Here is a 10,000-nt window from a genome sequence, read left to right as displayed (position 1 = left end):
GCCGCCGCATCACGGTCTCGACCTCTGGCGTGGTGCCGGAGCTGGACGCGCTGGGCAAGCGCACGGCGGCCATGCTGGCCATTTCGCTGCACGCCACCAATGATGAACTGCGCGACGTGCTGGTGCCGATCAACAAGAAGTACCCGCTGAAAGACCTGATGGCGGCCATCCGCGCCTATCCGGACCTGTCGAACGCGCGGCGCGTCACCTTTGAATATGTGATGCTGAAGGGCGTCAATGACAGCCCGGCCGAAGCGCGCGAACTGATCAGGCTGATCAAGGGCATCCCGGCCAAGATCAACCTGATCCCGTTCAATCCGTGGCCGGGCACCGACTATCAGTGTTCGGACTGGCGCACCATCGAAGCCTTTGCGGCCATCCTGAACAAGGCCGGCTATGCCTCGCCCATCCGCACGCCGCGCGGTCGCGATATTCTGGCCGCCTGCGGTCAGTTGAAGTCCGAGAGCGAGAAGGTCCGCGCCAGCGCGCTGCGCAAGGCACAGGTCGAAGGTCTGGCCAGTGATGAGAGCGAAACGCCCCAGAATGAAACGGATGGGGTCGAAACGGAACTGCCTTACGGCTATCTGGCCTCCGGCATGTAAGGGCAGGCCGGTGACCTTATAAAAAACGGTCACATTTTTCGGCCTTGATCTTGCAAGACCCCCGATACAATACTGGCCATCCGCACGGGACGGCGGGCGTAATCGGGGCTTTTGATCGGCATGATACCGGATTTCCTCAATCTCGACTTTCTGGTGCCGGACGTGCTGCGTCCGGAGGTTCAGGCCTTCGCCGCCGGTTTTCCGGTCACCCTACTGCACGCCGGGGCGACCCTGCTGATGCTGTTTATCGGGGCCTTCGTCTATTCGATCCTGACGCCCTACAAAGAAATCCAGCAAATCCGTGACGGCAATTCCGCCGCAGCGGTGGCCTATGGCGGCGTGATCATCGGTCTGGCCGTGCCGCTGGCCGCCTCGATGTCGGCCTCGACCTCGGTGCGCGAAATCCTCATCTGGGGGGGGGCGACCGTCATCCTGCAACTGTTTGTCTTCCGTCTGGTGGACTTCCTGCTGGCCGGTCTGCCGCAACGCATTGACGAGGGCGAAGTGTCGGCCGCCGTGCTGCTGGTGGCGGGTAAGCTGGCCGTCGCCCTGATCCTCGCCGCCGCCGTCGCCGGTTAATCTGAAAGGGGTTTTGAGATGGGCCTCATCCCCGACTGGCTGCTCTACGGTTCGGCGGTGGCCCTGATGGTCATCGTGCCCGGTCGTTGGGCCGACAAATCCCTGTCGCCGCCCGCGCCGCCGCCGCCGCCGCCCGGTGAAGCGGCCCTGTTTGCCACCTACTCACCCTTCTCGACCAACGAGATCATCAGCCTGCCGATCATGAACGATATTGATTATCGCGGCACGGCCTTTTCCGTCTCAAAATCCGGTGAGTGGGTGCTGGCCCGCGAAAGCATCCGCAACTGCCGCTACCCCTTCCTCAATCTGGGGGGCAATCTGGGGGTGCGCATCCGCGTGCAGTACAAGCGCAGCCTCGACAACTACGTGCTGGCCGTCACCGAAAGCGGGGCGCGCCCCCTGCCCTTTGCCGATCCCAAAACCATCAAGCCGGGGATGCGCGGCTTCATGCCGGGCTTTCCGCAGGATCAGGTCGGCGAAGCGACCGGCCGTCTGATCGGGGAAACCAAGCTGAAGACCGGCAAGCGCTTCGAAGCCCCTGAAACCGTGCTGGCCTGGGCCGAAGCCGGGCATACGGCCAATCTGACGGGCAGCCTGAACAAGCTGCTGGGCGGCCCCACCCTCGATGCGCAGTCTCAGGTCATCGGCATCACGCTGAAGACCAAGCCGCGCCGCGGGCGTCTCTATTCCTCGACCCCGGCGACGCTGGCGAAAATCGGTAATACGCCGTCGCGCAGCTATGATTTCGAGCACGAAGACCTGCTGACGCGGCGCAATTACGGCATCGTGTCCGACACCCTGCGCCGGGAGTATCGCGTGGCGCAGGTCGGCTGTATCCAGAGCTAAGGATTTGACCGCAATATTCGGGACGTGACGCACGCGGCCATCCGTGTAAGTCTGCGCGCATGATCCCCGGTGACCTTGTCCCTCTCGAACGCGCGCATATGACCGCTCTGGCCGAAGCCGATCCGGCGCTGGCCCCGCTGTTTGCCGCCGTGGGCGACCTCAATTTTCGCCACCGGGCCGACGGTTTCGAAGGCCTGCTGCGCCTGATCGTCGAGCAGCAATTGTCGGTCAGGGCCGCCGACGCCATCTGGCAGAAGCTGCGCGGCGGCCTTTCAGAGATGAGCCCGGCCCATCTGCTGACCCTGTCGGATGAGGCCCTGCGCGGCCACGGCCTGTCGCGGCCCAAGGTCAGATATGCCCGCATCCTCGCCGAGGCCGTCCACGCCCGCGCGCTCGACTTTGCGACCGTGCGGGGCCTTGAGGCCGAAGCCGCCATCGACCACCTGACGGCGCTGAAAGGCATCGGGCGCTGGACGGCCGAGGTTTATCTGATGTTCTGCGAAGGCCGCCTCGACATCTTCCCGACCGGTGACATCGCGTTGCGCGAGGCCGTCGGCTGGTTAGATGGCCTCGATGCCCGCCCGGACGAGGCCTATTGCCGCGAGCGGGCGCTTCGCTGGGCACCCTACCGCTCGGTGGTGTCGCACGCCCTGTGGGGCTGGTACGGCGCGGTCAAACGCGGTGAGCTTGGGCGCAAGCTGTAGGCTTTATTGCGCCGTATAAATCCTCAACTTGATGGTTTTATCGCCCACACCCGATGGCGTCGTCATCCACACCGCCGCGAACCCTTGCGGTCCCCCGGCGGCATTAAGCGCCTCGCCAGAACTCACACTACCTACGTCAAGTACAGAAGGGCTCTTGGTGCCCGTGCTGTCAAACACCTGAGCGCCCACCTTTTGGGAATCGGCCCAAAGCGTCACAAAGCCACCGCCCTTAAGGCCGGTCACAGCGCGCAGAAGCTTTTGCGTCAGGTTCGTACCCGAATTGACCGCTTCGCCCACCACACTTCCGTTCGCTGAAAAGACCTGCGTACGAACCGTCGAAGCGGACTGGCTTGAGATGCCCGTGCTGAGGTAGGTATCCCAACCCACGACAAACCGTCCATTCTCAAGTGCGGCTATGACGGGCTTGCCTGCCCCCACTTCGGGCGGGTTGACATAAAACGCGGTGGCGCTCGACACACCCGCAGAGGTGAAGAGTTGCGCCTTCAGATTAAGGCCCACGCCATCGCGCTTCTCGTTCGTCTCCGCCACAACGACAAAACTGCCATCGCTGAGGCCTTTGACATCGTAAAGGCCCGTCGTCACGTATGTGGGCAGAGCGCTCAGCATCAGTTCGGACCCAAGCTTAACACCTGCGGCGTTGAATATCTGCCCTTTCAGGTCATTTTTGGAATTGCTGGTACCGTCGTAGAAATACTCACGCCAGGTAATCATGAAGCCGGTGCCGGCGCGAACAGCGATGGGAGCGTTCTGATCCTTGGCCGTGGTGGTATTCACCAGAAATTCGCTACCCGTCTTGTCACCCGCCGCCGTGAAAATCTGCGCTTTGACACTGGTGCCATCCGTATCGCCCAGGGTCCGGCTGGAATCCTGCCACGCAATCACGAAGCCGCCGCCATCCAGCGACACAATAGTGGGAGACCCCTGACTGCCATTGGTTTGGGTATTGGCGCGGCCTTCGACCACAAGGGCTGCACCTGAGGCGTTATAGAGGCTGTAAATGATATTGGAGCCGTCAGCATCATTGGGATTAACCGCCGCCGCCTCGGACCAGGCCACGACATAATTGCCGCCAGCCAGTGCCGCAATCTGGGTCTGACCACGGAACATGTTGGATCGCGTGTTTACCGTGATTTCCGGACCTGGCGCATAGGTGGTGGCCGAGGAGGAGGACGAAGCCGACGACGTAGAGGATGACGAGGATGACGTAGAGGATGACGAGGATGACGTACTTGTTGTGCCACCGCCGGAGGAGGAACCGCCCCCACCGCCGCCTCCACCGCAGCCATAGACCATCAGCGCCGCCAGAGGCGCGACGATCAGCACGAGCGGGCGCAGAATTTTCGAAGAAATGGTCATGGTCTCCCCCCCTAAACAGTTGCTGTCTCGTTACAGGACGGTCCACCTTCTGTCAAATTTGACGGCACGATGACACCGCCAACCGTGACGGGACTTACCCGCGGCTTACACCCTGTCATAGCTGCGCCATATCGCTCTTACGCGCAGCGGGTTCATGCTCAGGCTTCAACCTGAAATAAGACTGGAGACCGAGGAATGGATATCTATAACTACATCAAAAAAGACCACCGCAAGGTCGAGGACCTGATGGAGCAGGTGGTCAATGCCGCCGACGGCGCAACGCGCCTGCGTCTGTTCAACGAGATCAAAAACGAGCTGACCATCCACGCCAAAAGCGAGGAAGAGACCTTCTACAAGGCCGTGCTGGATGCCACGCGCTCAAAGGCCGTCGAGCACAAGATGGAACATGCCAATGAGGAGCATGACGAAATCGAGGCCTTCCTGCAGAAGGTGTCCGGCCTGTCGGCCGACAGCGATCAGTGGCTGCTGCACTTCGGCGAATTGAAACACGCCGTCATGCACCACGTCGAAGAGGAAGAGGGCGAAATCTTCGAAAAGGCCAAGACCTATCTGAGCGCCGATCAGGCCCGTAAGCTGGCCAAGGAGATGGATGCTCTGAAAAAGGACATGATGGCCGGGGCGTAAGGCTCCAACGCTCCATCGTGCAAAACCACCTCCTCTGACATCAGGGGAGGTGGTTTATGTTTGAGGTGCTTAAAGCCCGGCGCCCTTGACCAGATCGGCCACCACCGATGGATCGGCCAGGGTCGAAATATCGCCGAGGTTCGACACATCGCGTTCGGCGATCTTGCGCAGGATGCGGCGCATGATCTTGCCGGAGCGCGTCTTGGGCAGGCCCGGCGCCCACTGGATGACGTCCGGTGAGGCGATGGGGCCGATTTCGCGACGCACCCAGTTGCGCAGTTCGGTCTTCAGCGCTTCGGTCGGTTCGACGCCCTTGGTCAGGGTGACATAGCAATAGATGCCCTGCCCCTTGATGTCGTGCGGGAAGCCGACCACGGCGGCTTCGGCGACGCTGTGGTGCGCCACCAGCGCGCTTTCGACCTCGGCCGTGCCCAGACGGTGGCCGGAAACGTTCAGCACGTCATCGACGCGGCCGGTGATCCAGTAATAGCCGTCCTCGTCGCGGCGCGCGCCATCGCCGGTGAAATATTTGCCGGGATAGGTCGAGAAGTAGGTTTCAATAAAGCGCTGATGGTCGCCAAAGACCGAGCGCATCTGACCCGGCCACGAGTCGCAGATACACAGATTGCCTTCGGTCGCGCCGCTCAGCTCCTTGCCCTCATTATCGACCAGACAGGCCTCAATCCCCGGCAGGGGGTGGGTGGCCGAGCCGGGCTTCAAGGCCGTCGCCCCCGGCACCGGGGTGATCAGGTGGCCACCGGTCTCGGTCTGCCACCAGGTATCGACGATGGGGCAGTTTTCGTTGCCGACCACCCGGTGATACCACAGCCAGGCTTCGGGGTTGATCGGCTCACCCACCGAGCCCAGCAGGCGCAGCGACTTGCGCGAGGTTTTGAGCACCGGTGCATCGCCTTCGCGCATCAGGGCGCGGATGGCCGTCGGCGCGGTGTAGAAGGTCGTTACCTGATGCTTGTCGATCACTTCCCAGAAGCGCGACACGGTGGGGTAGTTGGGCACGCCTTCGAAGATCAGCGAGGTAGCGGCATTGGCCAGCGGCCCATAGACGACGTAGGAATGGCCTGTCACCCAGCCGACATCGGCGGTGCACCAATAGACATCGCCTTCGTGCCAGTCGAACACGGTTTTGAACGTATAGGCCGCCCAGGCGAGGTAGCCGCCCGTGGTGTGCAGCACGCCTTTCGGTTTACCTGTCGAACCGGACGTATAGAGGATGAACAGAGGGTCTTCGGCATTCATCGGCTCGGCCGGGCAGTCGGCGCTTACGCCCTCCAGTTCCGGATCGACGCACAGGTCACGCCCGTCATGGCTCAGCGAGCAGCCATTGCCGGTGACGAAGACGTGCTTCACGCCGGGGCATTGCAGCAGGGCGAGGTCGGTATTGGCCTTGAGCGGCACCGACTTGCCCCCGCGACGCCCTTCGATAGTGGTGACCACATATTCCGACTGACAGTCATTGATACGCCCGGCCAGGCTGTCGGGCGAAAAACCGCCGAACACCACCGAATGCACGGCCCCGATACGCGCGCAAGCCAGCATGAAATAGGCCGCCTCCGGCACCATGGGCATGTAGATGGTGACGCGGTCACCCTTTTTGACGCCATACTTTTTCAGTAGGTTGGCGCGCTTGCCAACCGCCTCGGCCAGTTGGCCATAAGTGACTGTGTAGGAGTCGTTCGGCTCATCGCCTTCAAAAATAAAGGCCACTGTATCGGCCTTGTGCGGCAGATGGCGGTCGATGCAGTTGACCGCGACGTTCAGTTGCCCGTCGTGATACCAGCGGATGCGGAAGTCTTCGCGGTTGAAGGACACGTCCTTGACCTGCGTGAAGGGCTTGATCCAGTCGAGCGCCTCACCCAGTTGCCGCCAGTGGGCCCACGGGTCGGACTTGACCAGATCACGCTGCGCCTGAAGCGCCGCCGCCGTCACGCTGTTTGCGCGCGGATAGGTCGCCGGCACGGGAAAGAGAGTCGTATTGTTCAGCGTTTCAACCGTCATGGCGTCCTCACACATCTTCTTGCTTATCTTGCCGTAGAGATAAGACTGATCCACGGCCCTGTCGAGCCAGCCAACCACAATTTGCACGGCAGGGAAACTTGGCAATAGGTCGTATATTGGTTATGCAATGTGGATCATTTTGTGACCATAAGAGCATTCGTCGAAGCGACGAATGGCTCTTATTTTTTATAACGCCTCATGTTTATCCGAAAAGCGCCTAGTAAAGTGTTTTGGCACTTTTCGGCATGAGGCTGGAAAGACCCCCATGCACCTCGCCTTTTCCACATGGCCGGAAATCGAAGCCCGTCTGAAGACCTCAAAGACGGTGATCATTCCCATCGGCTCCAACGAACAGCACGGCCCGATGGGGCTTTTGGGGACCGACTGGCTGTGCCCGGAAATCATCGCCCATGCGGCGGAAAAGCAAGGCGATATTCTGGTCGCGCCAACCTTCAATATCGGCATGGCGCAGCACCATCTGGGCTTTGCGGGCACCATTTCGCTGCGCCCTTCAACCTTTATGGCGGCCATCGAAGACTGGGTAAAGTCGCTGGGGCGGCATGGGTTTGAGCGCATCTACTTCCTCAATGGCCACGGCGGCAATGTCGCCTCGATCGAAGCGGCCTTTTCGGAAATCTACAGCCAGTGGTCATGGCAGGGCGTGCGTTGTCCCTTCGCGCTGAAACTGTCGAACTGGTGGGACCTGCCGGGCATTTCGCCTCTGTGCGCCCGCCTCTTCCCCAAAGGGCACGGCAGCCACGCCACGCCGTCGGAAATCGCCCTGACCTGGGCCGCTTACCCCGATGCTGTGCGCGACCTGACGATGGACCCGCCGATTGCGCCCACGGGTCCCATCCGCGACGCGCTCGACTACCGCGCACGCTTCACTGACGGCCGCATCGGCGCCGACTCGTCGCTGGCTACGCAGGCGCTGGGGCAGCAGATTCTGGAGGCGGCGGTTCCGGCCCTGCTGAAAGATATTGCGAAATTCGAGGCCGAAGAACGGCCCTGAACCGTCACGCGGGGTGCGCGGAGAGATATTCCGTCAGGCGGTGTTTCAGATATCCAATGGCCTGCGGATGGCTGAGATAGGTGTCAATATCCATAAGTTGCCAGTGCTGACCTTCGTCACCAAAGCGGATGTCGGGTACAGACGCCTCGCACTGCGCCACCATAAACCAGTTCGGCAAACCGCCAGCGGTTGACGGATAGACGCGCTCCCAGACGATAGCCGTTTCCGACAGCTCTATGCCGAACTCTTCATGGGTTTCGCGTAAAGCGCACTGACGCGGCGTCTCATCGCCTTCGCGCCCGCCGCCCGGAAAATCCCACATCGCCGGGAAAGGGATGCCCGGCTTGTCATCACGCAGATAGACCAAAAGCTGCGTGCCAAACAGAATGGCCAGCTTGGTGCCGCCAAAGTTTTCCATATTCCCCTCCCCGAACTTCGAAATCCCACCCGTGCGGCTTATATCATTCGTCGAATACGACAGACGTCAGCCAAGCGTATCACGCATCTCCCTCAGAAACGCCTCCGCATCGAAATATTCAGAGGGGCCGGATTGCTCCCCGTCAATCAGCGCCTGCACCAGCGCCTGACGCTTGGCTTCCCGCTCATTCGTAACCTTAACGGGCGTGGTATCGGGTTCGTCCATTCCGGGGTCCTTCCGTCTAAACCGTCACCACCTCATCGCCGCGGCGTTCGACCGGCCACGGCGTGAGGTGCTCACCGGCGCAGGGGCCGCCGATGCACAGGCCGCTGTCTTTGAGAAACGACGCGCCGTGCCAGCGGCAGATTATCACATCCTGCTCGCGCGTCTGATAATCGCTTTCCTCCTGATCGCCACCCAGCGGCATACCGTTGTGCGGACAGGCATCGACATAGCCGCGCGGCAGGTAGTCATCGAGGATGACAAACCCCTCAAACCCGTCCTGACGATAGAGGACGGTGCCGGTTACCTGAAGCTCAGCCCAGGTGCAGATAACGGTGCCGGGAGGCGGTCTCACCGTTCCGTCTTCAGCGGGCGCGACATCAGATCGCCGATGGCCTTATCGACGCTGGCTTCGCCCGACAGGATGGTCGCCACCATATTGCAGATCGGCAGATCGACGCCCAGCTTTTCGCCCAGATGCTTGACCGCCGGGGCCGATTCCACCCCTTCGGCGACCGAAATCTTGCCTTCCAGCGCCTGTGCCAGTGTCTGTCCGCCACCGAGCGCCAGACCGACGCTCATATTGCGGGATTGCGGCGACGAGCACGACAGGACCAGATCGCCCATGCCACACAGACCGCTCAGCGTCTCGGCCTTCGCCCCCAGCGCTACGGCCAGACGGGTCATTTCGGCAAAACCGCGCGTAATCAGAGCGGCGTGCGCCGAACGCCCCAGCCCCTTACCTTCGGAAATGCCACAGGCAATGGCCAGCACGTTTTTCAGCGCCCCGCCCGCCTCAGCCCCGATCATGTCGTCGATCAGATAGGGGCGGAAGGTCTGCGTCGCGAGCGTGGTTGAAATCTGCGCCCCCAGCTCGGCATCCTTGCAGGCCAGCGTCACCGCCGTGGGCAAGCCGCGCGCCACTTCGGCGGCGAAGGACGGCCCGGACAGGACGGCGGCACGCGCCTGCGGCAGGGTCGCTGCCAGCACCTCGTTCATCAGGCAGTCCGTGCCGCGCTCAACGCCCTTGGCGCACAGGACGATGGGCAGGCCGTCGCGCACATGCGGCGCAAAGGCCTTCAGCGAGGCGCGCATATGCTGCGCCGGCGGCACGGCCAGGATCAGATCGCAGTCGCCCAGATCGGCCAGATCGGCGGTCGCCTTCACCTGCGGCAGCAGCTCCCGGCCCGGCAGATAGAGGTGATTGAGGTGTTGAGCATTGATCGACTCAGCGACTTCCGGCTCACGGCACTGGATCAACACCTCGCGCCCGGCCCGCGCGGCGACCTGCGCCAGCGCCGTACCCCATGCCCCTGCCCCGATGATACCGACCTTGTCAAAGGCTTTGGCGTGCACGAATTGGGTCAAGCCTTGGCTCCCTTGCGTCCCGAAAACTTATGTATGGGTGCACTGAGCGCACGGCGCTCGTCAAGGGGCCAGCGTGGCCGCGCCAGCGCCGACAGTCCGTCGTGCACCTGTTTGTCCCCATCATAATCTGCCGCCGCCCGCATCAGCGCAAAGCGTTCCAGCCCGGCCAGCGCGATCATGGCTGCATTGTCGGTGCAGTAGGCCAGAGGCG

The 10,000-nt window shown here is 62.0% G+C and carries 12 protein-coding genes and 1 pseudogene; 6 read left to right on the top strand and 7 right to left on the bottom strand.

The features are described from left to right. The 4 genes from LDL37_RS07230 to LDL37_RS07215 form a co-directional block, all read left to right on the top strand. A partial coding sequence (locus LDL37_RS07230; RefSeq protein WP_290796071.1) for a radical SAM protein occupies positions 1 to 602 on the top strand: 602 nt, incomplete at its 5' end. A gap of 120 nt (positions 603 to 722) precedes the next feature. Continuing rightward, on the top strand, positions 723 to 1,181 hold the full coding sequence (locus LDL37_RS07225) for a DUF350 domain-containing protein (RefSeq protein WP_013478274.1): 459 nt from the start codon (positions 723 to 725) through the stop codon (positions 1,179 to 1,181). 18 nt (positions 1,182 to 1,199) lie between these two features. Further along, the gene (locus LDL37_RS07220) at positions 1,200 to 2,027 is read left to right on the top strand and encodes a peptidase (RefSeq protein ID WP_290796066.1); all 828 of its coding nucleotides are present in this window, start codon (positions 1,200 to 1,202) and stop codon (positions 2,025 to 2,027) included. Between the two features lie 59 nt (positions 2,028 to 2,086). Further along, on the top strand, positions 2,087 to 2,731 hold the full coding sequence (locus LDL37_RS07215; RefSeq protein WP_290796064.1) for a DNA-3-methyladenine glycosylase 2 family protein: 645 nt from the start codon (positions 2,087 to 2,089) through the stop codon (positions 2,729 to 2,731). A 3-nt stretch (positions 2,732 to 2,734) separates the two neighbouring features. Here LDL37_RS07215 and LDL37_RS07210 read toward each other — a convergent pair whose 3' ends face one another. Beyond that, positions 2,735 to 4,108 carry a hypothetical protein gene (locus LDL37_RS07210; protein WP_290796062.1) on the bottom strand — a complete coding sequence of 458 codons (1,374 nt, stop codon included), beginning with the start codon at positions 4,106 to 4,108 and terminating at the stop codon, positions 2,735 to 2,737. Positions 4,109 to 4,303: 195 nt separating this feature from the next. Between LDL37_RS07210 and LDL37_RS07205 the strand changes: the two genes are divergently transcribed. Beyond that, on the top strand, positions 4,304 to 4,753 hold the full coding sequence (locus tag LDL37_RS07205) for a hemerythrin domain-containing protein (protein WP_290796060.1): 450 nt from the start codon (positions 4,304 to 4,306) through the stop codon (positions 4,751 to 4,753). A gap of 69 nt (positions 4,754 to 4,822) precedes the next feature. On the opposite strand, the gene acs is transcribed toward LDL37_RS07205, so the two are convergent. Then, positions 4,823 to 6,769 carry an acetate--CoA ligase gene (gene acs / locus LDL37_RS07200; protein ID WP_290796073.1) on the bottom strand — a complete coding sequence of 649 codons (1,947 nt, stop codon included), beginning with the start codon at positions 6,767 to 6,769 and terminating at the stop codon, positions 4,823 to 4,825. A gap of 265 nt (positions 6,770 to 7,034) precedes the next feature. On the opposite strand from acs, the gene LDL37_RS07195 reads away from it, so the two are divergent. Then, on the top strand, positions 7,035 to 7,781 hold the full coding sequence (locus tag LDL37_RS07195) for a creatininase family protein (RefSeq protein ID WP_290796058.1): 747 nt from the start codon (positions 7,035 to 7,037) through the stop codon (positions 7,779 to 7,781). A 4-nt stretch (positions 7,782 to 7,785) separates the two neighbouring features. Here the strand turns inward: LDL37_RS07195 and LDL37_RS07190 are convergent, their stop codons facing one another. The 5 genes and pseudogenes from LDL37_RS07190 to LDL37_RS07170 form a co-directional block, all read right to left on the bottom strand. Continuing rightward, positions 7,786 to 8,199 (bottom strand): NUDIX hydrolase, encoded by a 414-nt coding sequence (locus tag LDL37_RS07190; RefSeq protein WP_290796056.1) that lies wholly within the window; start codon positions 8,197 to 8,199, stop codon positions 7,786 to 7,788. Between the two features lie 66 nt (positions 8,200 to 8,265). Next, positions 8,266 to 8,424 carry a type II toxin-antitoxin system ParD family antitoxin gene (locus tag LDL37_RS07185; protein WP_290796053.1) on the bottom strand — a complete coding sequence of 53 codons (159 nt, stop codon included), beginning with the start codon at positions 8,422 to 8,424 and terminating at the stop codon, positions 8,266 to 8,268. A gap of 16 nt (positions 8,425 to 8,440) precedes the next feature. Continuing rightward, entirely contained in the window at positions 8,441 to 8,776 is a 336-nt protein-coding gene (locus LDL37_RS07180; RefSeq protein WP_290796051.1) for a Rieske 2Fe-2S domain-containing protein, read from the bottom strand. Then, positions 8,773 to 9,789: an NAD(P)H-dependent glycerol-3-phosphate dehydrogenase gene (locus LDL37_RS07175; protein ID WP_272740725.1), complete on the bottom strand. Its 1,017-nt coding sequence runs from the start codon at positions 9,787 to 9,789 to the stop codon at positions 8,773 to 8,775. Before LDL37_RS07175 ends, LDL37_RS07180 begins: the two co-directional genes overlap by 4 nt. Beyond that, a pseudogene (locus LDL37_RS07170) lies at positions 9,786 to 10,000 on the bottom strand (tRNA (adenosine(37)-N6)-threonylcarbamoyltransferase complex transferase subunit TsaD); the annotation flags it as partial. The gene LDL37_RS07175 and the pseudogene LDL37_RS07170, both read right to left, overlap by 4 nt.

Origin of the sequence: Asticcacaulis sp. (assembly GCF_020217185.1) — a bacterium.
Classification (GTDB): Bacteria; Pseudomonadota; Alphaproteobacteria; order Caulobacterales; family Caulobacteraceae; genus Asticcacaulis.
The sequence above is the reverse complement of the archived record's forward strand: the minus strand, read 5'-3'. Positions and strand labels throughout refer to the sequence as shown.

Excerpts from the sequence above, each read along its gene's own strand:
- LDL37_RS07225 (WP_013478274.1), top strand. The coding sequence starts at position 723 with ATGATACCGGATTTCCTCAATCTCGACTTTCTGGTGCCGGACGTGCTG.
- LDL37_RS07220 (WP_290796066.1), top strand. The coding sequence starts at position 1,200 with ATGGGCCTCATCCCCGACTGGCTGCTCTACGGTTCGGCGGTGGCCCTG.
- LDL37_RS07215 (WP_290796064.1), top strand. The coding sequence starts at position 2,087 with ATGATCCCCGGTGACCTTGTCCCTCTCGAACGCGCGCATATGACCGCT.
- LDL37_RS07210 (WP_290796062.1), bottom strand. The coding sequence starts at position 4,108 with ATGACCATTTCTTCGAAAATTCTGCGCCCGCTCGTGCTGATCGTCGCG.
- LDL37_RS07205 (WP_290796060.1), top strand. The coding sequence starts at position 4,304 with ATGGATATCTATAACTACATCAAAAAAGACCACCGCAAGGTCGAGGAC.
- acs (WP_290796073.1), bottom strand. The coding sequence starts at position 6,769 with ATGACGGTTGAAACGCTGAACAATACGACTCTCTTTCCCGTGCCGGCG.
- LDL37_RS07195 (WP_290796058.1), top strand. The coding sequence starts at position 7,035 with ATGCACCTCGCCTTTTCCACATGGCCGGAAATCGAAGCCCGTCTGAAG.
- LDL37_RS07190 (WP_290796056.1), bottom strand. The coding sequence starts at position 8,199 with ATGGAAAACTTTGGCGGCACCAAGCTGGCCATTCTGTTTGGCACGCAG.
- LDL37_RS07185 (WP_290796053.1), bottom strand. The coding sequence starts at position 8,424 with ATGGACGAACCCGATACCACGCCCGTTAAGGTTACGAATGAGCGGGAA.